Origin of the sequence: Polynucleobacter wuianus, from assembly GCF_001659725.1 — a bacterium.
GTDB lineage: Bacteria > Pseudomonadota > Gammaproteobacteria > Burkholderiales > Burkholderiaceae > Polynucleobacter > Polynucleobacter wuianus.
In genome coordinates this window covers 1,427,822-1,449,922 of the sequence record NZ_CP015922.1, presented here as the reverse complement: position 1 = coordinate 1,449,922, position 22,101 = coordinate 1,427,822, and the positions used below count along the sequence as shown (strand labels likewise).

Below are 22,101 nucleotides of genomic sequence, written 5' to 3'. Positions count from 1 at the left end.
CACTACAGATGTGACGCCAAAATTTTGGCGATATGAACCGCCTCTCTTTGCGTGCCATCGGCAATCTGATGGCGACAACTCGTGCCATCAGCCACTACCCAGCTATTCGGTGATTTACGAATACTCGGCAATAGGCTGGCTTCAGCCATTTGCTTAGATACCTCAATGTGTTCTGCTTCATAGCCAAAGCTGCCAGCCATACCGCAACATGAAGATTCAATTAACTTAGGTTCTGCGTTCGGAATCAGTTTGAGTAATTCCATTGCAGGCATTACTGCAGCAAACGATTTTTGATGGCAGTGACCATGAAACAGCACTGGTTTATCCGCCGCTTTTAGATTGAGTTTGAGTTTTCCTGCCTTTGCTTCACTTGCTAAAAATTCTTCTAAAAGCTGTGCATGCTTGGATACGGTTACTGCACGTTCACCAAAACCCATTACTAAGGCTTCATCTTTTAAGGTGAAGAGGCAAGAGGGCTCTAGGCCAATAATTGGAATGTTCTTTTCTGCGTAGGGAGCTAGGTGATCAACGAGTTCGCCCAATGTTTCTTTGGCTTTATCGACCATGCCTGCGGCGAGATAAGTTCTCCCACAGCAAAACTCTTTTGAGCAAGTATTGCTGCTAGTTGTTTTATTCTGGCTCTTGTGCGGAATATGAATGCGATAGCCAGCAGCAGTGAGTACTTTGATTGCGGCAATCAGATTTTCATCTTCAAAGTAAGCGTTGAAAGTATCTGCCAACAGCACTACACCCTTTTGGTTTGAGAGTTCATCGGCACTATATTGATAAGGCGCAATTGACTTTGATTTGCTCCAGAAAGTCCTACTCTTCCAAATTGGCAAACTTCTTTGAGCAGAGATGCCCATGATCCATTCTTGTAGTTTGGCAACTGGTGCAATGTAATTACGCAGATTGAGTATTGTAGGTAAGAAAGGAATACTACTAATCGTGCCTGCATACTTGGGAAGATAAGCGACTGCTAAGTCTCGTAAGGAATGACCCACCCGCTTCTTGTAGGCCGATAAGAACTCAATCTTCATCTTCGCCATGTCTACGCCAGTAGGACACTCGCGGCGACAGGCTTTGCAGCTGACGCACAGCTCCATGACTTCTTTAATAGCATCGCTACCTAGGGGTGAAGACTCATCTTTGATATCGAGTTGATTTGAAAGTGCCAAACGTAAGGTATTGGCTCGGCCACGTGTGAGGTGCTTTTCATCTCGAGTGACACGATAGCTTGGGCACATCACTTCAGCATCAAACTTACGGCAGTGGCCGTTGTTGTTGCACATCTCGACTGCTTTTGCTAATCCCAAAGCGGGGTCACCGCCGGTGCCTGGTGCAGTCGTTTGTTCTGTAACGGGATTATTTTGCACATTCCAAGCAGACCAATCTAATACAGGTTGTAATGGAATTACTTTGTAACTTGGTGGAAATCTGAAATTGCTTGGATCATCCATCTTAGGCGGATTGATGATCTTGCCCGGATTGAATAATCCTTTGGGATCAAACGCGTGCTTGATTTCTGAAAGAGCTTCAGTGATCCTAGGTCCAAACTGCCAGGAGATCCATTCGCCACGGCATAGACCATCGCCATGTTCACCGCTGTATGCACCTTTGTATTTGCGTACTAATGCAGAAGCCTCTTCAGCAACGGCACGCATCTTCTGGGCGCCATCTCTACGCATATCGAGAATAGGGCGGACATGCAATGTACCAACCGATGCATGCGCATACCAAGTGCCGCGTGAGCCGTATTTAGAAAAGACATCAGTTAATGCTTGGGTGTAATCGGCTAGACTTTCTAGAGGCACTGCACAGTCCTCAATAAAACTGACTGGCTTGCCGTCCCCTTTGAGGCTCATCATGATATTGAGACCAGCCTTGCGAACTTCCCACAAATTCTTTTGCAGTGTGGCATCCGGCATAGATACTACAGAGCCTGGTAAACCTAGGTCACCCATGAGTTCTTCAAGCGCTTTAAGCTTTTCTAGTAATGGTGTATGCGCTTCGCCAGAAAACTCCACCAGCAAAATGGCTTCAGGGGTCTGTGCAGTATAGTCAATGAGTGCCGTCTCAATCGTCTTCTTAAAACTCGGATTGCTGCGCGCTAGATCAATCATCGTGCGATCGACCAACTCAACTGCAGTAGGACCTAGTTTCACAATATGTTGTGCGCTATCCATAGCTTTGTAAAAGCTAGTGAAGTTCACAATGCCCAGTACCTTGTGTTTAGGCAAAGGCGCTAACTTGAGTTTGAGGGATTTGAAGTAGGCGAGCGTACCTTCGCTGCCTACTAAAAGATGCGATAAATTGACGCTGCCATCTTGGGTATAAGGAAGCTCGCTTTGGGGGTGAAAGATATCCAGGTTATAGCCAGCGACTCGTCTGAGGACTTTCGGGAAGTGCGCCTCAATCTCTGGTTGGAGTGTGCTAGCTAAACTTTTTACAAAGTCACCCAATTGCTTGGCAATGCCAGAACTATTAGCGTAGTCAGCAAACTCGCCAATTTGACCATTCGCCATCCAAGCATTGATGCCCAAGACGTTATGCACCATATTGCCATATGCAATAGAGCGACTACCACAAGAGTTATTACCAGCCATGCCACCAATGGTTGCTTGACCAGCGGTAGATACATCCACTGGATACCAAAGACCATATTGCTTGAGTGTTCCATTGAGGTGATCAAGCACTATGCCAGGTTCAACTTCTACATGGTCCTGATCAATATTGAGATCTAGAATGTTTCTGAAGTATTTGGTGTTATCGATGACAAGCGCTGCACCAGTGGTCTGGCCGCACTGACTAGTGCCACCTCCACGAGGAAGAACGGGTACACCCAACTCTGCTGCAATCTGAATGGCGGTCGCAATATCTTCTGCAGTCTTTGGCACGAATACAGCTACTGGCATAGCTTGATAAATGGATGCATCTGTTGCATAGCGTCCACGACTGGCGCTATCGGTCATCACCTCACCGGATGTCTCTTGGCGCAGACGCTTAGCGAGTTGCACTTGATCAACCATCAATTCTTTGAGGTCTAAAGGCTTATTCATTTGATAATCTCCACTGCGTCAGCTTCTGCCTTGAGGAGTTGTACTACAACGTCACGTTTATTTTGTACGTGAGCAATCATGATCTTGCGCATTCTCTTGCTATCACGAGCTTTGAGGGCATCAAGCATCTCTTGATGTTCTTCTACGGCCTTTTCCCATTTAACGCCATCTTGATTAGAGCGAAAGCGCAGCGCTTCAATGCGTGCGTTTACTTGCGAGAAGAGGTGAGACAGAACAGGATTATTGGCTGCTTGATTAATCAGATGGTGAATGCACAAATTCAGCTTGTAGTAACTTGAAAGATCACGACGCGCGTATGAGGCCATCATTTCATATTGGAGGGCCTCTAATTCAGAGAGGGCGGCATCACTAATATTGCTGGCGGCTAATTCACCAGAGAATCCCTCTAGGTCTGCAATCACATCAAAGGTGTGAATCACATCTTCCAAACTCAGTTGAACGGCAATTGCACCACGATTCGCAATGAGTTCGACTAAGCCATCAGCCGCAAGGCGGCGAATCGCTTCACGAATTGGTGTGCGAGATACATTAAGACTTTCGGCTAATTCACGCTCATTGAGTTTGCTGCCCGGCGCAATCTTTCCCTCGACCAAGAGTGATCTGAGCTTTTGGAAGGTTGCTTCATGCAAATTCTGGGTATTGGGCTGCTCTGTGATCGCCATAGTGAAAACCTATAATTTGTATACAAAAATATCAATAAGCCATCATAAAGCATAAATAAAGGCTTTAAATGCTTTAGATTGATATTTTTTTGTATACAAAATGGAAAATTCCTGAAAATTGTCATACACTAGCGTTAGAAATTCACCTTCTTCATAAACTTACCCATAACGAGACAAAGCATGTTGAAACTAGATAACCACGCATCAGGACGCCATTTCTTACATATTCCTGGCCCAAGCCCAGTTCCTTCCCGCGTCTTGCGCGCAATTAGCTATCAAACGATTGACCATCGCGGTCCTGAATTTGGTGCATTTGGTTTAAAAGTATTGGATGGCATCAAGAAGATTTTTAAAACTGAACAACCCGTGATTATTTATTCGGCCTCTGGAACGGGGTCATGGGAAGGTGCTTTAGTAAATGTTCTGAATCCTGGCGATACGGTTTTGTTTTATGAAACAGGTCAGTTTGCGAATTTATGGCGTGCGCTTGCTCAACGCCTTGGTTTAAATGTCGAAGTGGTTGGTAAACCTGGACAAGATTCATGGCGCTGGGGTGTTGATGCATCAGTGATCGAAGAGCGTTTGCGCAAAGATACCCAACATCAAATTAAAGCAGTGTGTGTTGTTCATAACGAAACATCTACTGGCGTGACTTCCAATATTGCTGCAGTACGAAAGGCAATTGATTCTGTTAAGCACCCAGCCTTGTTATTGGTGGACAGCGTTTCAGGGCTTGGTTCAGCCGACTATGAGCATGATAAATGGGGCGCTGACGTAACCGTCTCTGGCTCACAAAAAGGATTAATGTTGCCACCAGGCATTGGCTTTAATGCTTTATCGCCTAAAGCAATTGAAGCTAGTAAGCACAGCACTTTCCCAAAATCTTATTGGGCTTGGGATGAAATCTTGGAGTCTAATAAAACGGGCTACTGGCCAACTACACCAAGCACCAATTTGATGTACGGTTTGCACGAAGCAATGGACATGATGATGGCGGAAGGTTTAGATACGATCTTTGCACGTCACCAACGTTTGGCTGCAGCTTGCCGAGAGGCGGTCAACGCATGGGGATTAGAGATTCAGTGCCAAGATCAAGATTGCTATTCACCGGTGCTTACTTGTATCGCAACTCCAGAAGGTATGGATGCTGATAAGTTACGCAAACATGCTTTGGAGAAATTTAATCTCTCCCTAGGAACGGGCCTTGGCAAAATTAAGGGTAAAGCATTCCGTATTGGACATTTGGGGGATTGCAATGAGCTCAGTTTGATGGCTGCTTTGAGCGGCGTCGAGATGAGTTTGGGTTCAATGGGCTTTAAGCCCAAGGCCAGCGGTGTTGTGGCTGCCCAAGAATTTCTCAAATAAACACTATTTGGACGCTTTAGGGTGCATATCGCCTGCAGCTAGGCTGGAGCCGGGCTCGAAGGCCTGAGTCAGGCTACAGCCTTTATAATTCATGCACTTGTATTGGTGGCAGTTTCATCACTTAAAACATATTCGAGACAATAGCATTTAAAAAGGATTCAACATGTTGGCAACTAAACCGTATTTAACTCAAGCTGATGTTCAAAAGATTTTGGATGCAGCCGATAAACACGCTGCTAAAAACAATTTCGCGGTAACGATTGCTGTTTGTGATGATGGTGGTCATATGTTGGGTTTAATTCGTCGCGACGGTTGCGCTCCTTTGTCCTCTTACATTGCACAAGAAAAAGCGCGTACAGCAGCAATGGGTAAACGCGAGACACGTGTTTACGAAGAAATTATTAATAATGGCCGCACTTCTTTCTTATCTGCTCCGCATATTTCGGGCATGTTAGAAGGCGGCGTCAATATCGAGGTAAATGGGTTTACCATCGGCGCAGTCGGCGTTTCCGGCGTTAAATCTGCGGAAGATGCAGAGACCGCTAAGGCCGGCATTGCCGCCATCTTGTAAGCTCCCTTGACAAATACCGAAACTGAAATAACTTCATCTGCAGGGGCTGACAACATAGTCGCCCCTAGTGACTCTAGCGTTACTAGCGCTACTCCTCCGGCAACAATTACTTTTGCTGATTTTGGCTTAGATCCAAAGATTCAAAAGGCGGTGCTAGAGCAGGGCTATACCATCCCTACACCAATCCAAGCGCAATCGATTCCACATGTATTGGCGGGAAGTGACTTGATGGGCGCCGCCCAAACGGGTACTGGTAAAACGGCAGCCTTTGTATTGCCGATTATTCAAAAGATTTTGCGTCATGCTAGTAATAGCGCTTCACCAGCACGTCATCCAATTCGCGCGTTAGTCTTAACGCCGACTAGAGAGTTGGCAGTGCAAGTCGCTGAGAATGCCGCTAGCTATTCCAAGCATACCGATCTGCGTGCGGCCGTTGTTTATGGCGGCGTTGATATGAAAGAGCAAGTAGGAATTTTGCGCAATGGTGTTGAAATATTGATTGCGACACCTGGGCGCTTGCTTGATCACATTGGATCTAAAGTTGCCAACTTATCTCAGGTAGAAATTCTGGTTTTGGACGAAGCCGACCGCATGCTTGATATGGGTTTCTTGCCAGATTTGCAGCGCATCATTAACTTGATTCCTGCTCAAAGACAAACTTTGCTGTTTTCAGCGACTTTTTCGCCAGAGATTAAGAAATTGGCGCAGAGCTATTTGCGTACGCCAGTGACTGTTGAAGTAGCGCGCCAAAATGCGGCTGCAGATACCGTCAAGCAAGTCATTCATATGGTGTCATCAGGCGATAAACAACGTGCGATTGTGAAGGTTTTAGAAAACCGTACACGTCAGGGTTTATCGCGTCAGTGCATCATCTTTACCAATAGCCGATTGGGTTGCGCTAAGTTGGCGCGTGCCCTGGAGCGTGATGGTATCAAGGCGGGCGCAATTCATGGGGATAAGAGTCAGGGTGAGCGCACCTTAACTTTGGACGCATTTAAGTCTGGCGCTATTGAAGCCCTAGTTGCAACGGATGTAGCGGCGCGTGGTTTAGATATCCCAGACATGCCCTGCGTGATCAACCATGAGTTGCCTTATAACGCTGAAGACTTTATTCACCGCATTGGTCGTACTGGTCGCGCTGGTAGTACGGGTGATGCGATTGCTTTGGTTGATGCTAGCGAAAAGCGCTTACTAGACGATATTGAAAAATTGATGAAGTGCAAGCTAGACATCAAGCCATTGCCTGAGGGTACACCTGCATATGCAAAGCCGCCATCAGGGAGTGCTGCGTCGACCAAAGGGGCAGATCCTTTCTTCTATAAACCTTATGAGCCCACTTCTGCGCCACAGTCATCTGACGATACTGCAAAACCAGAAGTAAAAAAAGTTGGCATTGTGGCTGCCAAGCCTGCAGTTGGCGCCCTGTTGGGTGGATTCAAAAAGAAGTAAAGAAGTTCAATTCCAAGCATGAGTGGCTGCTAAGAGCCACTCTGCAATGGTGATGCTCTCACCATCAGGCAGATCACTCAATCCCAAATGTGTTGCAGCTTTGCGCAATTCGAGAAGAGTATGTTGCCGATCTTGCGTATTGATTCGATTGGCTAAAGTTTGCTTGCTCAATTTTTCTCCATGCCCATCCAATACGAGTGGCAGATGTTTGTAGTGTGGCGTCGTATAGCCTAAAATATTTTGCAAATGAATTTGTCTAGCGGTGTTACTCAATAAGTCTGCGCCACGCACGACATGAGTAATACCTTGGTCTGCATCATCTACGACGACAGCAAGTTGATAGGTAAAAAAACCATCACTTCTTTTTAAAACAAAGTCACCCACATCTTGATTGAGATTTTGGCTTTGGGTTCCAAGAGCCAAATCCTCAAACTCAATTTGACAAGAATTAGGCAACGCTACTCGCCACGCTGCCTTGAGACCAGATATTTCAGCATTCGAATTGTCTTTCATAGCATCAGGTCGGCAGGTGCCGGGATAAACCATCTCCTGATTGCGTGGAGTGTCAATGCCTAGCTTTGTCAGAGCATTGGCAATGGTTTGCCTGGAGCAGTTGCAGGAGTAGAGTTTTTGGAGTCCATTTAAGCGATCTATGGCTACTTGATAAATATCCTGGCGTGCTGACTGATAGCAAGGTTCTTCGTCCCAAAAAAGGCCACAGGCGAGCAATTGGGCCTGTATTTGCTGGTCTGCCCCTAGGATGCATCTGGGGGTATCTAAATCCTCAATTCGGAGGAGCCATTTACCCTTATTTTTACGGGCATCCAGCCAGCTTCCTAGGGCGGCAACCAGCGATCCTGCGTGGAGCGGGCCAGTAGGCGAGGGGGCAAATCGCCCACGATAGCCGTCGGCTGGGGATGAAGGGTTTTTGAGCTTAGACACAGCTAAAATCATCTCATGGCTTTACCCCGTTTTGTTCATCTTCGCATTCATTCCGAGTTTTCAATTACGGATGGAGTCGTGCGCATAGACGATGCAGTTGCTGCAGCGGTCAAAGATGAGATGGGTGCTTTGGCTATTACGGATTTAAGTAATTTATTTGGCCTAGTGCGTTTTTATACGGCCGCCCGCTCTAGTGGTATTAAACCGATTGCTGGCGCTGATGTTTGGGTCAGCAACCCCCAAGATCCTGATCAGCCCCATCGACTGTTATTGTTAGTTCAGAACCATTCTGGTTATCTCAATCTTTGTGAGTTACTCAGTAGAGCCTCTTTAGAGAATCAATCTCGCGGTCGTGCTGAAGTCGATTCGGCCTGGTTTAGTGAGCCTGCTGCAAAAGCCGAAGATAAAAAAGCGAAGCGAACACTTGCCCATGGGTTGATTGCACTTTCGGGTGCGCGTATGGGCGAAATTGGGGCTGCATTATTAGCTGGCCAAGAGGACCAAGCCAAGATAGCTGCAAGACGTTATGAAAAGCTCTTCCCCAAATCGTTTTATATAGAAGTTCAGCGTGGTGGCAATCCTCAAGATGAGAAGCAACTTCAACTGGCTTGCCATTTGGCTAGCGAGCTAGATCTTCCGGTTGTGGCAACGCACCCAGTGCAGTTTATGCAAAAGAGCGATTTCACTGCGCATGAGGCACGTGTCTGTATTGCTGAAGGTGAGTTGTTAGGCAATCCACGTCGCGCTAAGAAATTTAATGATGAACAGTATTTCTTAACGCAAGCAGAAATGGAAAAGCGTTTTGCAGATTTGCCTGCTGCATTAGCGAACTCCGTTGAGATTGCTAAGCGCTGTAACTTATCGCTCATTCTTGGTCAGCCACGCTTGCCAGATTTCCCGACGCCACCGGGCATTACTCTAGACGAGTATTTGCTTGCTCAATCTGAGGTTGGGCTTGAGCGTCACATGGAACGTAATTTCCCTGACCCAGAAGAGCGCGCAAAAGAAATGCCGCGCTACCACGAGCGTTTGGTATTTGAAGTAAAGACGATCTCTCAAATGGGTTTTCCTGGTTACTTTCTGATCGTTGCAGATTTCATTAACTGGGCAAAAAATAATGGCGTGCCAGTAGGCCCTGGTCGCGGATCAGGTGCAGGCTCGTTAGTAGCCTATTCACTCGGCATTACCGATCTTGATCCACTTCGTTATAACTTACTGTTTGAGCGCTTTTTAAATCCTGAGCGGGTATCGATGCCCGACTTCGATATCGACTTCTGTCAGCACGGTCGAGACCGTGTGATTCAGTACGTCAAAGATAAGTACGGCAAAGATGCAGTAAGCCAAATTGCCACCTTTGGCACGATGGCTGCGAGAGCGGCGATTCGTGACGTGGGTCGTGTTTTAGAGCAGGGCTATAACTTTGTTGATGGCATTGCTAAGCTCGTGCCAAATAAGCCAGGCCAGTACATGACCATCGAGATGGCAAAGAAGGAAGAGAAGCAATTAGCCGAGCGCGAAAAGAATGAAGATGAGGTTCGTCAACTGCTTTCATTGGCACAGCAGCTCGAGGGCATGACCCGTAACGTCGGTATGCATGCTGGCGGTGTTTTGATTGCCCCAGGTCGTTTGACCGACTTCTGTCCACTCTACACCCAAGAGAGTAAGGATCAAGATAGCAGTTCTGTGATTAGTCAGTTTGATAAGGACGATGTTGAGGCGATTGGCTTGGTGAAGTTCGACTTTCTAGGATTAACAACGCTCACTATTTTGGCTGCGGCTGAGCGCTGGATTAAAGCACTGCATGCCGATCGTAAGGATTGGAGTATCAGTGATATCTCGCTTGATGATGAAAAAGCATTTGATGTGCTCAAGAGAGCCAATACTGTCGCGGTATTCCAGCTAGAAAGTCGCGGCATGCAAGGCATGCTTCGTGAGGCCAAGCCCGACCGTTTTGAGGACATTATTGCCCTCGTAGCTTTGTATCGACCTGGTCCAATGGACTTGATTCCAGACTTTATTGAACGTAAGCACGGTCGTCAAAAAGTGGAGTATCCAGATCCTCGTATTGAACCCGTTCTGCGCGAAACCTACGGCATCATGGTCTATCAAGAGCAGGTGATGCAGATGGCACAGATGATTGGAGGCTACTCACTCGGTGGTGCAGATATGCTCCGCCGTGCGATGGGCAAGAAGAAGCCAGAAGAGATGGCGCAGCATCGCAAGATCTTTAGTGATGGTGCAAAGGCTGGCGGAATCTCCGAAGGAAAAGCGAACGAGATTTACGACTTGATGGAGCGTTTTGCAGGCTATGGTTTTAATAAATCCCATGCTGCCGCTTATGCGCTCTTAGCCTATCAAACAGCTTGGCTTAAAGCCTATTACCCAGCTGAATTTATGGCAGCCAACTTATCGCTTGCAATGGATGACACCGATAAGGTGAAAATTTTGTATGACGATTGTTTAGCTAATCAGATTCGGGTCTTCTCTCCGGATATCAATACTGGTGTTTATGAGTTCACACCATTGCGCGCACCTGATGCAGCACCTGATGCACCAATTAGCCATATTCGTTATGGCTTGGGTGCAGTGAGGGGAACTGGTGAAGCGGCGATTGAAGCGATCGTCAAAGCTCGCCAATCAGGTGGCCCATTCAAGGATTTGTTTGATTTCTGTGCCCGTGTAGATCGTAGACAGGTCAATCGTCGTGCTATTGAAGCGCTGATGCGCGCAGGTGCATTTGATAGTCTTTATAAAGACTCCTTGGTTGCGGGCAGCAACTTGTATGATATTCGTTCAACCTTATTAGCTTCTTTAGCTAGAGCAATAGAGGCTGCTGAACAAGCAGAAGCCTCTATTCATCAGGTGAGTTTGTTTGAGGTTGCTGGAGAGGATCATGCTCATCAACCTGAGTTAGTGCGCGAGCCCGTTTGGTCTGAGAAAAAACGCCTTCAAGAAGAAAAGACTGCTCTTGGCTTGTGCTTAACAGGGCATATGTTTGACGCCTATCGCGAAGAGACGTCGCACTTCATACGCCAGCCCTTATCGAAGGTGACTGAAGGTAAAGATCAGCTCATTGCTGGTATTGTGACCTCGGCACGTATGTTGACTGGTCAGCGCGGTCGCATGATGATCGCGACTATTGATGACGGTACGGCTGCTCTAGAGGTAACCCTGTACAGCGAAGTCTATGAGCCAAACCGTTCATGGCTAAAGGAAGATGAATTATTGATTGCTAAGGTCAATGTCACGCCCGATAAGTTCTCTGGCGGTATGCGAATTGTGTCTGAAGCCGTGATGGATATTACTGGTGCCAGAATGCGCTTTGCTCGCAATGTGCATGTCTGTCTTGATGCGGCGGTTGATATCAGAATGTTGCGTACTCAAATTGGACCCTATCTTATGACCAATCGCACTAGAGATCCCAAACTCAGTGCGCATATGCCAAGTCCAAATGCAAATGATGGTGTGAAGGGTTTAATGCTAACTGCAGCGGTGACTACTAGTGGCGGTGCATGCTTAATGCAATTCCCAGAAGAGATGCGCATTTATCCAGATGACGCTTGTTTGCATAGCCTCAATCAATTGCTTGCATCAAAACAAAAAGACCCTGTTCAGGTTCAATACCACTAAGTCTTAGTTGTTAACTAAGACTGTCTCTATTGCTTCAATTACTTGAGCAGGTTCTAATAAATCTAAACACTCACTATTGCTGTCAGCACGATCTAGGCACCCCGCTTTGCGACAGGGCACACATTCACCGGGACCTTGCAAGATGGTGATGTTGCCAACAGTTTGCGAGCGAGCGCGCAATTGGTAAGGCTGTTTACCAATAAAGCCATTGGGCCATGGTCCAAAATTGCTTGGTGGTGTCGCGCCAAATAAAGTAATGGTTGGAGTATTACAAGCCGCAGCTAAATGGGTAATGGAGGTATCGACGCCAATATAAAGTACTGCACCGCGCAGTAAAGATCCCGCTTGAGGAATCGACAGTTTTCCTGCTGTATTAATTACTTGCTTACGAACCTCTTCGTCTAGCAAAGACAGAATGTCGTGATTGAGTTGTAAATCTTGTTTAGCAGGAGATGCACTCAGCACTACTTGATAGCCACGCTTTGCCAAATAAGTGATGAGATGCTGCCAATGAGCAAGTGGCCAACGCTTATATGCAGTCAGCGGCCCAGGATGAATCACTACATAAGGTTGAGTGAGTTCACCGGCAATGATTGGCGTCAACGGCTCACCAATTGGCGGGGTGACGGTAATCGGTTTTGAGAATAATTCGCTCGGATTTCTGAAGAAGACTTCGAGTAGGCGCAACTTCTCTGTAATCACGTGCTGTGAAAAATAATCTACATCAACGGTATACATAGAAATGAATTTCTTCCAAGCATTTTGCTGCTTAGACTTATCATTGGCCATTCCTTGCGGATGCCCACCCAAGATGCCAACTCGATGAAAAGCGGCTACTAAACCGTATAAATAAGCGCGATCACTCGGCTGAGTGACTAACGCAAGGTCATAGCGTTGAAACAGTTTGTTGAATAGAGCAAGATATTCACCAAAGCCAGGGCGATCGGAAGTCTCAATCACTTGAGCGATCTCTGGATTACCTTTGAGCATGTCCAGCTTGCCCTTGTAGCCCAGAAAATGAAACTCAGCATCAGGCCAAAGCTCACGTGCCTTACTAATTAAGGGGGTAGTAACCAGCACGTCACCGATTTGCCGTGTGGCAATAAATAAGACTTTTTTAGGTTTGAGAGTAGAGAAGTTGCTCATATACAGAGTGCTTACATCGCCTTTGCCAAAATCTTCTCACGCACACGTCGAGCATTCTCAGCAGCATTGCTTTGATCATGAATTTTGTGAAAGAGATGGAGCACCTCAGTGGCCCATGATCCAGACTTGCGTTTGATGTGATGACGCTGTAAGCGTAATATAAAGTCAGCATCCTCATGACCCCAGCCAGTCATGGTTTCATCAAAGCCATCAATCGCTTGTGCATCCGCTTTCCAGCAGGCCATATTACAGCCCTTGATGCGCCGCCAAACAAATTTCTTATAGTCGCGCCAACCACCATTACCAAATTTAATTACGAGGGGCAGGTATTTATTGATGCCACCACTCAAACGCTCACCTAAGAGTTTGGAGTTAAAGCGTTTAAAGTCCCAGGTAGGCCAGGTAAGCAAGTCTTGAGTAAGTTTTTCATTCAGCAAAACTCGGCTACCGGTAACGAGATATCCTTTTTGGGCGAGCTCACGATGACGCTCTACAAAATCGGGCTGAACAATACAATCACCATCTAAGAAAACTAAGTAGTCGCCTTGAGAAGCGGCTATTGCCTGATTCAGAATTTTGGTTTTACGAAAGCCTTGGTCTTCCTGCCAGAGATGGGTAATTGACATGGCGTGCGAAGCTTTAAATGTATCAATGATTTGCTTGGTGCTTTCGGTTGAGCCATCATCGGCGATGATGATTTCAAAATCTGAATCTGTTTGGGTGGCTAATGATTCTAGGCAGAGCTTGAGTGCTTGCGGCCAGTTGTAGGTAGCCAGCAAAATCGAAATCATTTGCTTGCTTCCTGGTTTAAGTGCCAGAGTTTAATGTAGCGATAGTAAGTACCCTGAGCATTTGATACAGCAAGAGTAAAGCCTTGACCTCCGTCTAAAAATCCAGCGCGAATAATGTAAGTTCTAAAAAAGGCCCAGGCACCATGTAAGACTGCCTTAAGTGGGTTGCTCGTTTTGCCTTTGGCAAAGGCCTGCTCTGCAGATGCGGTTGAGTAGCGATCCAGCTTTTGCAATACTTGTGCGTAATTCATAAAGCTGTAGTGGAGCATAGGATTTTCTAGTCTGGCGACAGATCCATTGGGGATGAGTCGCTCATGCACCAAATCATCGGAGAATTTTGCGGTGCCTCGCCTAAAAAGGCGATCTACATAATCCGGACTCCATCCAGAGTGACGAATAAAGCGGCCACAGTACCAAGATAACCTTGGAATCGCAAAACAATCAACATGGGCGCTATGGTGAATAGCCGTCAAGATTTCAGATCTGAGGGCAGAGGTGAGCCGCTCGTCGGCATCTAGGGATAAAACCCACTCACCAGTCGCCAAGTCTAAGGCACGGTTCTTTTGGGGGCCAAAACCGGGCCAATCAGAGGGTTGTGCAATGGTTGCCCCATAGTTTTGGGCAATTTCTATGGTGCGGTCTGAGCTATTGGTGTCGACTACGACTACCTGCTGGGCAATGCCTTCCAGTGAGGCTAGACAGTCGTCTAAATTGGCCTCTTCATTGCGGGTGATGAGTATGACTGATAAGGTGGGCATAATTCATTATATGAATGCTCAAGACCGGACCGCTCTAAATCGCTTAATTACCTATCTCAAGCCCCATATGGGCTTGATTATTGGCTCTCTGGTAGCCATGGCTTTTGTCGCTGGGGCTGAGACTTCGATCCCTGCCTTGATGAAGCCATTATTGGACCGAGGGTTTACGGGCCAGCTTAATAGCAAGCTGTGGCAGGTACCAGTCTTTTTGGTTGGTCTAGCCCTGGTCAGAAGTTTGGCCCAGTTTTTATCAAATTATTTACTCACTCGAGTTATCAATGCGGTGCTTCTCAAATTGCGCGAGCAAATGTTCCAAACCTTGTTGCATGCCAGCACTACTTTTTTTCAGAAGAACTCCGCATCCAACTTAATTAATGCTGTCGTATTTGAAGTGAACAATGTTTTATCAATTATGGGTGGAATGCTCATTAGTTTAGTGCGTGACTCTCTCACTGTAGTGGGATTGATGGGTTACTTGATTTACCTCAACTGGAAATTAACTTTAGTTGTTTTATTTATTTTTCCAGTTATCGCTTTGATTATGAGCAAGATTAATCGACGCCTAAGATCACTGAATCGCGAACAGCAAAATCTGACCAGCGAATTAGCCTATATTGTTGAAGAGTCTTCTGCAGGTTACAAAATTGTCAAAGTGCATGGCGCACAAGAATATGAAATGAATCGCTTTATGCAAAAGGCAGAACGTCTGCGTCAGTTTGCATTGAAGTCAGCAGTAGCGGGCGGTTTAAATCAGCCTATTACTCAGCTGATAGCTTCTATGGCGCTATCCATCGTGCTAGTGATTGCCCTGATGCAGTCTGCTACAGAGGGTACTACGGTTGGAGGTTTTGCGGCATTTATTACCGCAATGATGTTGGTGATCTCTCCATTAAAACACCTTGCTGATATCAATCAGCCATTGCAGCGCGGACTTACTGCGGCAGAGATGATTTTCGGTTTAATGGATCAGCCTTTTGAAGAGGATGAGGATCGCAAGCAGAACATGAAGTCTTTGGAGAAAGCGAAAGGCGCGATTCGTTTTGAAAAGGTTGGATTCTCGTACCAGCAAGAGGTGGGGCGAAAAGATGCTTTGGTGGACATTAATCTCACCATTAAGCCTGGGGAAATAGTTGCATTTGTGGGGCCTTCGGGTGGAGGTAAATCAACCTTGGTGAATTTACTGCCGCGATTTTTTAAACCTACAAGCGGGCATATTTATTTAGATGATCTTCCGCTAGAAGATATCGTTCTTGCTGATGTTCGTAAGCAATTGGCTTTTGTCAGCCAAGATGTCATTTTGTTTAACGATACGATTGCAGCAAACGTGGCTTATGGCGCAGTGAATGAAGAGGGTATTGATCGCGGCCGTGTGATAGAGGCCTTGGAAGCTGCAAATCTCAGCAGCTTGATTCGAGAGCTTCCTGAGGGTATTGATTCTATGGTGGGTGATAACGGCAATCGTTTATCTGGTGGTCAACGTCAGCGCTTAGCCATTGCTCGGGCGATTTACAAGAATGCACCAATCCTAATTTTGGATGAGGCGACTTCTGCTTTGGATTCAGAATCAGAGCGCCAAGTACAGGATGCCTTAGAGCGATTGATGGCTGGTAGAACCACTTTGGTTATTGCTCATCGACTTTCAACGATTGAGCATGCGGATCGTATTGTGGTTCTTGAGCATGGAAAGATTGTGGAAAACGGCTCTCACGAAGAGTTAATTCAGAAAGATGGCTTATATGCCAACTTACACCGCATTCAATTTTCAAACGCCTAGATTTTTAGCTAAGAACAATATCGTATTGTTCTTGGCGAAAGCTACCCTCTGCTTGAAGGGTAATAGGTTTGCCAATAAAGTCGCCTAACTGTGCCAAGAATTGATTTTCTTCTTCAAGAAAGAGGTCAATGACATCTGGTGCAGCCACGATCCGAAATTCTCGTGGGTTAAATTGGCGATGCTCACGCACAATTTCACGCAAGATTTCATAGCAGATCGTTTGAGCAGTTTTAATTTCACCTTTGCCCATACAAGTAGCGCAGGGCTCGCAGGTGATATGGGCAAGCGACTCACGGGTGCGCTTGCGAGTCATTTCTACTAGTCCTAATGCCGAGAATTCACTCACAGAGGTGCGTGCATGATCACGCTCTAGATTGCGTTTCAGTTCATGTAAGACAGATTCTTGATGATCTTTGCCAATCATGTCAATGAAATCAATAATGATGATGCCGCCCAGATTGCGCAGTCTCAGCTGACGGGCAATTGCCTGAGCAGCTTCTAAGTTAGTTTTGAAAACAGTGTCGTCTAGATTGCGTGCACCCACATAACTTCCGGTATTCACGTCAATCGTGGTCATCGACTCTGTTTGATCGATCATTAAATAGCCACCGGATTTGAGATCAACACGTCGACCTAGGGCTTTGTTGATTTCAGCATCAACGTCAAATAAATCAAAGAGGGCGCGCTCACCACGGTGCAAGGTCAGTTTACCCAAGAGATTAGGCATGTACAGATTGGCAAAGCCTTTGAGCTTCTCAAAATTCTCTGCAGAGTCCACTCGAATTTGGGTTGTTTCCTCGCCCGCAACGTCACGCAATACCCGTTCAGCTAGACTGAGGTCTTGGTATAACAAGCTAGGTGCCGCTTTATGTTTCATGGCCTCGCGGATATTTTCCCAAGTGGTTCTGAGATAACGCATGTCATTCTGTAGTTCAGTATCTGAGGCATCTTGGGCGCTGGTGCGTACAATAATGCCGCCCTTTTCATCTTCGGCCATAAGGCCTGCTAAACGCGCTTTGATCGCCTCACGTTCTTCTGGTTGATCAATGCGTTGAGACACGCCAATATATTTCTCAGTAGCTATATCAGTACCAGCGGGAGGTAAATAAACCAAATTACGGCCGGCAATACTTAATTGTGTGGTGAGTCTTGCACCTTTGGTGCCTAGCGGATCTTTTAAAGCCTGCACTAATATGGTTTGACCTTCAAACAACAGTTTTTCAATTTGAGGCTGAGGATTACTTTGAGTGATATCGGCAACGTGCATAAAAGCAGTGCGATCTAAACCAATCTCAATAAAGGCAGACTGCATGCCAGGCAATACACGCACTACTTTTGCTAGATAAATATTACCAACGATACCGCGTTGACGAGTTCTCTCAATTTGAAGCTCTTGGACGGCGCCTTGCTGAATTAAGGCAACCCGCGTTTCTTGCGGAGTGATGTTGATCAGGATTTCTTCATTCATATGCAATTGACTTGAGCGCGTTTCAGTAATTGAGTAGTTTCATAGAGGGGTAGCCCCATGATACCGCTATAGCTACCCTGAATCGAGGGGATGAATGCGCTAGCGCCACCTTGAATTCCATAGGCCCCAGCCTTGCCAAAAGGTTCTTTGGTGGCGATGTAAGCCTGGATTTGAGCATCAGAGAGTTCGGCAAACTGTACTTCTGATATCTGGACAAGATGCATAGGTGATTCATCCGGTTTAACGGTGAGTGCAACAGCAGTTAGTACTTCGTGGGATTTGCCGCTGAGCATTCTTAAGATGCGCTCTGCATCCACGACATCTGCAGGCTTGCCTAGAATTTCCCCTTTAGCACTATTGGGTAGGCTAACGGTGGTGTCTGCACACAGAATGGGGGCCCAAGCTAAACCACTTTTTTTCCAGCGCTCCAGTGCAACTGCACTTTTAACTAAGGTGACTCGCTCAACATAGGTGCGTACTTTTTCATTGGGCAGAGGTATTTCAATACTTTCGGTGTCTTCACCCGCTCGAGCAAGAAGCAATTCAAATCGCACGCCAATTTGCGTTAAGAGCTCTTGACGGCGAGGACTTTGAGAGGCAAGGTAAATAAATGAATGCAAAACTTTACTCACGGTGGTAGGGATGGCCTTGCAGTATCGTCCAGGCACGATAAAGCTGCTCTACCAACAGAACTCTAGCCATCGCATGAGGTAGGGTGAGACTAGAGAGTCGCCACATCGCTTGCGCATTCGATTTTAGGCTGGTATCTAAGCCATCGGCTCCGCCAATCAAAAAGGTGATATCAAAACCCTCTTGACGCCAGCTTGCTAGTTGGGTAGCTAGGTTCTGGGTGGTTTGATCTTTGCCACGTTCATCGAGCGCGATGATTCTTGAACCTTTGGGGATGGCGGCCAAGATCTTAACGGCTTCTTTTGCAGGAGTGAGATCGGGCTTAATTTCTTTGATTTCAATACTGCAATCTGCTGGCATGCGCTTGATGTAATCATGGGTTGCAGTGGCAACCCAATCTGGCATTTTATGACCAACTGAGACAATGGTTAAGCGCATTGGCTAAATACAGAATTACTCGTCGTCTTCTGATTTGCTGGCCTTAGCAAGACCTTTGGTGCCAGCCAGCTTCACGCGCACAGGTTTGGCGCCCCACATACCCTCAAGCTGATAGTAAGAGCGAAGCATGGGTTGCAAGATATGGACGACGATATCGCCACAATCTACAAGTACCCATTCACCGGTTTCTAGACCTTCAATAGCAATCACCTCACCACCTTTGGCGTTGACTTCTTCCTTAACGGACATCGCTAAGGAGCGGGTTTGTCGATTACTTGAACCAGTAGCAATCACGACGCGATCAAATAACTCGCTGAGTTTGGTAGTGTCATAAACGCGAATATCTTGCGCCTTCACATCCTCTAGGGCATCAATAATGACGCGTTGTAATTTACGTAAGTCCATGTTGTCTATTCAATATCTTTTAGTTGTTGGTGTTGATCTTAGCTTGATTACTGGTACAAGCCCAGATTCGTAATGATTTCTAGGGTATGAGAAGGAATTTGTTCTGACGCAATGGTATTGCGAGTAGAGGTTTTGAGGCGGTTTCTGAGATCAGTAGAGGATAGGTCTACTGCAAGACTGTCATCAATATAAATGAGGCCGGAAGCGCAATTTTCAAGAGCATTGGGCTCTTTAGTTTGATGCTTTTCGAGCAATTGCTTGGTTGCAGGGTTTATTTCGGCATCTAGGTCACAGTTCGGTCTACTCGCCACTGCAAAATTTAGATAGTGAATGAGATCTTCCCATGCGTGCCAAGTAGGTAGATTCAGTAGCGAATCAGCGCCCATTAACCAAACGAGGCTAGCATCAGGACCAAAACGTTCTCTTAAGGCTACAGCAGTATCAATTGCATAACTTGGTCCTGCACGATCAACTTCAATACGATCGATGCCTACCTGAGTTGGGATCTTGAGATACAACAGTGCTCTTGCTAAATCAATGCCAGCCGCTTCAGTTAGTTGAAGGCGAATTTCTGCGGGAGTAATTGCAGCATCTTTTTGCCATGGCTCGCCACTGGGTATTAACAGTATGGCATCTAAGTTCAAGACTTTTGCAAAATGGCTTGCAAGCTTAAGGTGACCAATATGCGGTGGATCAAAAGTGCCACCGAGCAGGCCAATTTTTTTGCGGGTATTCAAGGGTGAAGCGCTCAAACTAACCAGTCGCGCGGCTTAAGGTAGTAGTCATACAGCTTAGCTTCTGGTGTACCAAGCTTAGGCTGCCAGTTGTACCACCACTGAACTACCGGAGGCATCGACATCAAGATCGATTCGGTGCGACCACCAGAGTGCAAGCCAAAGATCGTGCCACGGTCAAATATCAGGTTGTACTCTACATAACGTCCACGACGATATTCTTGGAAGGACTTTTCTTCTGCGGTAAAGGCGTCTTTGTAGCGCCGCTCAACAATTGGTAGATAGGCATTAATAAATGCATCACCCACTGCGCGTGTCATGGCAAAGCTTTTTTCGAAACCAAGTTCGTTGAAGTCATCAAAGAAGACGCCGCCAATACCCCGAGGCTCTTCGCGATGCTTTAAGTAAAAATATTCGTCGCACCATTTTTTAAATCGAGGGTAGAGTTCCGACCCAAACGGATCAAGAGCATCTTTAGCGGTTTGATGAAAGTGCTTGCAATCTTCATCCACGCCGTAATACGGGGTGAGGTCAAAACCACCACCAAACCACCATACGGGTTCTTTGTCAGGCGCCTGTGCGATAAAGCAGCGCACATTCATGTGGGTGGTTGGAACTTTAGGGTTATTTGGGTGGAAAACTAGTGATACGCCCATTGCTTCAAAGCTGCGTCCAGCTACTTCAGGGCGATGATGGGATGCTGAGGGAGGCATTTGATCGCCACGAACGTGGGAGAAACCTACCCCGCCTTTTTCTAAAATATTGCCACCATCCAAAATGCAGGTACGACCATAACCCTTTAGTTTGCTGTCTTCGGGCTTATGCCATTCATCAGCAACAAAGGCTTTGCCATCTAATGCACTCATTGCATTGGTGATGCGATCTTGTAAGCTTAAGAAATAATCTTTAAGCGCTGCAATATCGATTTGGGTATATTGGCTTGACAAGGGAGATGCGCTTTATAACTTTATTAAATGGCGCGGTAGCCAATATCTTTGCGATATTGCATGCCGTCAAACTGGATTTTGTTAATAGCATCGTAGGCTTTTTGTTGGGCGCCACGAACGGTATCTGCTAAGCCGACAACGCACATGACCCGTCCACCTGAAGTAACTAATTTCCCGTCTTGTAATTTAGTTCCCGCATGGAAAGTAATTTGATCTTCGGTATCAGCTGGGATGCCAGTAATGACATCACCATTGCGTGGCGTATCTGGATAGTTGTGTGCAGCAAGCACAACGCCTAATGCTGTACGGCGATCCCATTCAAGCTCCACTTCGTTTAATTTGCCATCTACCGCATGGTCGAGAGCGTTCACGAGGTCGCTACGAAGGCGCGCCATGATGGGTTGTGTTTCTGGATCACCCATGCGGCAATTAAACTCAAGGGTTTTGATCTTGCCATCTGGAGCAATCATGAGCCCTGCATAGAGGAAGCCGGTATATGGCAAACCATCAGCCTCCATGCCTTTCACGGTCGGCATGATGACTTCACGTAATGCACGCGCATGAATTTCAGGTGTGACAACAGGGGCAGGGGAGTAAGCGCCCATGCCACCAGTGTTTGGGCCCTGGTCTGCATCTAACAAACGCTTGTGATCTTGACTGGTTGCTAAAGCCAAAACATTTTTTCCATCAACGAGCACAATAAAGCTGGCTTCTTCGCCAGTTAGAAATTCTTCAATTACGACGCGTGCACCAGCATTGCCGAGTTTGTTGTCGGCCAGCATCATATCTACGGCAGCGTGAGCCTCTTCTAAGCTCATAGCCACGACAACGCCTTTACCTGCTGCTAAACCATCTGCCTTAATCACAATTGGTGCACCTTTAGCATCAATATAAGCATGTGCTTCTAATGCGTTTGAAAATGTTTGGTAGTCTGCGGTTGGAATTCCATGACGTTTCATAAATGCTTTGGAAAAGTCTTTTGAGGACTCCAATTGGGCAGCAAGTTGGGTGGGCCCAAAAATGCGCAAGCTATTATTGCGGAACACATCCACAATACCTGCTGCTAAAGGAGCCTCTGGACCAACCACTGTTAAGTGAATCTTTTCGCGCTTTGCAAAATCTGCTAATTCTTGTAAGCCAGTGATCGGTAAATTTTCAATACCTGCAGTAGCCTGTTTGGCGGTGGCAGTGCCGCCATTGCCTGGAGCTACATAGACAGTTTGTACTTGAGGGGATTGCGCTAATTTCCAGGCTAATGCATGTTCACGTCCACCAGATCCAACGAGAAGAATTTTCATAATAAAAAGGGTA

At 46.5% G+C, this 22,101-nt stretch carries 17 protein-coding genes and 1 pseudogene; 5 read left to right on the top strand and 13 right to left on the bottom strand.

Features of this window, described 5'->3' with window-relative positions:
• Positions 1-2: 2 nt before the first annotated feature.
• Together A8O14_RS07440 and A8O14_RS07435 are read right to left on the bottom strand one after the other, a co-directional pair.
• Positions 3-3,059 carry an FAD-binding and (Fe-S)-binding domain-containing protein gene (locus tag A8O14_RS07440; protein ID WP_068948923.1) on the bottom strand — a complete coding sequence of 1,019 codons (3,057 nt, stop codon included), beginning with the start codon at positions 3,057-3,059 and terminating at the stop codon, positions 3-5.
• Positions 3,056-3,742 carry a GntR family transcriptional regulator gene (locus A8O14_RS07435; protein WP_068948922.1) on the bottom strand — a complete coding sequence of 229 codons (687 nt, stop codon included), beginning with the start codon at positions 3,740-3,742 and terminating at the stop codon, positions 3,056-3,058. The genes A8O14_RS07440 and A8O14_RS07435 overlap by 4 nt, the downstream gene beginning before the upstream one ends.
• A gap of 180 nt (positions 3,743-3,922) precedes the next feature.
• On the opposite strand from A8O14_RS07435, the gene A8O14_RS07430 reads away from it, so the two are divergent.
• The 3 genes from A8O14_RS07430 (at position 3,923) to A8O14_RS07420 (ending at position 7,127) form a co-directional block, all read left to right on the top strand.
• Positions 3,923-5,107, top strand: a complete 1,185-nt coding sequence (locus tag A8O14_RS07430; protein ID WP_068948921.1) for a pyridoxal-phosphate-dependent aminotransferase family protein — start codon at positions 3,923-3,925, stop codon at positions 5,105-5,107.
• Positions 5,108-5,273: 166 nt separating this feature from the next.
• A complete protein-coding gene (locus A8O14_RS07425) occupies positions 5,274-5,678 on the top strand; it encodes a GlcG/HbpS family heme-binding protein (protein ID WP_191904688.1) in 405 nt (134 codons plus the stop codon).
• Positions 5,679-5,684: 6 nt separating this feature from the next.
• On the top strand, positions 5,685-7,127 hold the full coding sequence (locus tag A8O14_RS07420) for a DEAD/DEAH box helicase (RefSeq protein WP_068948919.1): 1,443 nt from the start codon (positions 5,685-5,687) through the stop codon (positions 7,125-7,127).
• Positions 7,128-7,133: 6 nt separating this feature from the next.
• Here A8O14_RS07420 and gluQRS read toward each other — a convergent pair whose 3' ends face one another.
• Complete coding sequence (gluQRS, locus tag A8O14_RS07415) at positions 7,134-8,069, bottom strand: tRNA glutamyl-Q(34) synthetase GluQRS (RefSeq protein WP_228385054.1); 936 nt, start codon at positions 8,067-8,069, stop codon at positions 7,134-7,136.
• A 15-nt stretch (positions 8,070-8,084) separates the two neighbouring features.
• Between gluQRS and dnaE the strand changes: the two genes are divergently transcribed.
• Positions 8,085-11,699 carry a DNA polymerase III subunit alpha gene (gene dnaE, locus A8O14_RS07410; RefSeq protein WP_068948917.1) on the top strand — a complete coding sequence of 1,205 codons (3,615 nt, stop codon included), beginning with the start codon at positions 8,085-8,087 and terminating at the stop codon, positions 11,697-11,699.
• Between the two features lie 3 nt (positions 11,700-11,702).
• Here the strand turns inward: dnaE and A8O14_RS07405 are convergent, their stop codons facing one another.
• Genes A8O14_RS07405 through A8O14_RS07395 form a run of 3 tightly spaced genes read right to left on the bottom strand, consistent with a single transcriptional unit; the run spans position 11,703 to position 14,394 of the window.
• Positions 11,703-12,845 (bottom strand): glycosyltransferase family 9 protein, encoded by a 1,143-nt coding sequence (locus tag A8O14_RS07405; protein WP_068948916.1) that lies wholly within the window; start codon positions 12,843-12,845, stop codon positions 11,703-11,705.
• Positions 12,846-12,856: 11 nt separating this feature from the next.
• The gene (locus A8O14_RS07400) at positions 12,857-13,636 is read right to left on the bottom strand and encodes a glycosyltransferase family 2 protein (protein ID WP_068948915.1); all 780 of its coding nucleotides are present in this window, start codon (positions 13,634-13,636) and stop codon (positions 12,857-12,859) included.
• A complete protein-coding gene (locus A8O14_RS07395) occupies positions 13,633-14,394 on the bottom strand; it encodes a glycosyltransferase family 2 protein (RefSeq protein ID WP_068948914.1) in 762 nt (253 codons plus the stop codon). Before A8O14_RS07395 ends, A8O14_RS07400 begins: the two co-directional genes overlap by 4 nt.
• Before the next feature lie 10 nt (positions 14,395-14,404).
• On the opposite strand from A8O14_RS07395, the gene msbA reads away from it, so the two are divergent.
• Positions 14,405-16,168, top strand: coding sequence for a lipid A export permease/ATP-binding protein MsbA (gene msbA, locus A8O14_RS07390; protein WP_068948913.1), 1,764 nt, complete (start codon positions 14,405-14,407; stop codon positions 16,166-16,168).
• 4 nt (positions 16,169-16,172) lie between these two features.
• Here the strand turns inward: msbA and rng are convergent, their stop codons facing one another.
• From rng to purD, 7 genes and pseudogenes are all read right to left on the bottom strand, one after another.
• Positions 16,173-17,636 carry a ribonuclease G gene (gene rng / locus A8O14_RS07385; protein ID WP_068948912.1) on the bottom strand — a complete coding sequence of 488 codons (1,464 nt, stop codon included), beginning with the start codon at positions 17,634-17,636 and terminating at the stop codon, positions 16,173-16,175.
• Positions 17,633-18,268 carry a Maf family protein gene (locus A8O14_RS07380; RefSeq protein ID WP_068948911.1) on the bottom strand — a complete coding sequence of 212 codons (636 nt, stop codon included), beginning with the start codon at positions 18,266-18,268 and terminating at the stop codon, positions 17,633-17,635. The genes rng and A8O14_RS07380 overlap by 4 nt, the downstream gene beginning before the upstream one ends.
• Entirely contained in the window at positions 18,261-18,704 is a 444-nt protein-coding gene (gene rlmH, locus A8O14_RS07375) for a 23S rRNA (pseudouridine(1915)-N(3))-methyltransferase RlmH (RefSeq protein ID WP_068948910.1), read from the bottom strand. Before rlmH ends, A8O14_RS07380 begins: the two co-directional genes overlap by 8 nt.
• Before the next feature lie 18 nt (positions 18,705-18,722).
• Positions 18,723-19,109, bottom strand: a pseudogene (rsfS, locus tag A8O14_RS07370) (ribosome silencing factor); the annotation flags it as partial.
• Between the two features lie 47 nt (positions 19,110-19,156).
• Positions 19,157-19,846 carry a nicotinate-nucleotide adenylyltransferase gene (locus A8O14_RS07365; RefSeq protein WP_228385053.1) on the bottom strand — a complete coding sequence of 230 codons (690 nt, stop codon included), beginning with the start codon at positions 19,844-19,846 and terminating at the stop codon, positions 19,157-19,159.
• 11 nt (positions 19,847-19,857) lie between these two features.
• On the bottom strand, positions 19,858-20,769 hold the full coding sequence (gene hemF / locus A8O14_RS07360; RefSeq protein WP_068949771.1) for an oxygen-dependent coproporphyrinogen oxidase: 912 nt from the start codon (positions 20,767-20,769) through the stop codon (positions 19,858-19,860).
• A gap of 44 nt (positions 20,770-20,813) precedes the next feature.
• Complete coding sequence (gene purD / locus A8O14_RS07355; RefSeq protein ID WP_068948907.1) at positions 20,814-22,088, bottom strand: phosphoribosylamine--glycine ligase; 1,275 nt, start codon at positions 22,086-22,088, stop codon at positions 20,814-20,816.
• Positions 22,089-22,101 lie beyond the last annotated feature (13 nt).

Bases quoted from the DNA above. Each gene is read 5' to 3' on its own strand.
- A8O14_RS07440 (WP_068948923.1), bottom strand. From the start codon at position 3,059: ATGAATAAGCCTTTAGACCTCAAAGAATTGATGGTTGATCAAGTGCAA.
- A8O14_RS07400 (WP_068948915.1), bottom strand. From the start codon at position 13,636: ATGATTTCGATTTTGCTGGCTACCTACAACTGGCCGCAAGCACTCAAG.
- purD (WP_068948907.1), bottom strand. From the start codon at position 22,088: ATGAAAATTCTTCTCGTTGGATCTGGTGGACGTGAACATGCATTAGCC.
- dnaE (WP_068948917.1), top strand. From the start codon at position 8,085: ATGGCTTTACCCCGTTTTGTTCATCTTCGCATTCATTCCGAGTTTTCA.
- A8O14_RS07405 (WP_068948916.1), bottom strand. From the start codon at position 12,845: ATGAGCAACTTCTCTACTCTCAAACCTAAAAAAGTCTTATTTATTGCC.
- A8O14_RS07430 (WP_068948921.1), top strand. From the start codon at position 3,923: ATGTTGAAACTAGATAACCACGCATCAGGACGCCATTTCTTACATATT.
- rng (WP_068948912.1), bottom strand. From the start codon at position 17,636: ATGAATGAAGAAATCCTGATCAACATCACTCCGCAAGAAACGCGGGTT.
- msbA (WP_068948913.1), top strand. From the start codon at position 14,405: ATGAATGCTCAAGACCGGACCGCTCTAAATCGCTTAATTACCTATCTC.
- A8O14_RS07435 (WP_068948922.1), bottom strand. From the start codon at position 3,742: ATGGCGATCACAGAGCAGCCCAATACCCAGAATTTGCATGAAGCAACC.
- A8O14_RS07395 (WP_068948914.1), bottom strand. From the start codon at position 14,394: ATGCCCACCTTATCAGTCATACTCATCACCCGCAATGAAGAGGCCAAT.
- rlmH (WP_068948910.1), bottom strand. From the start codon at position 18,704: ATGCGCTTAACCATTGTCTCAGTTGGTCATAAAATGCCAGATTGGGTT.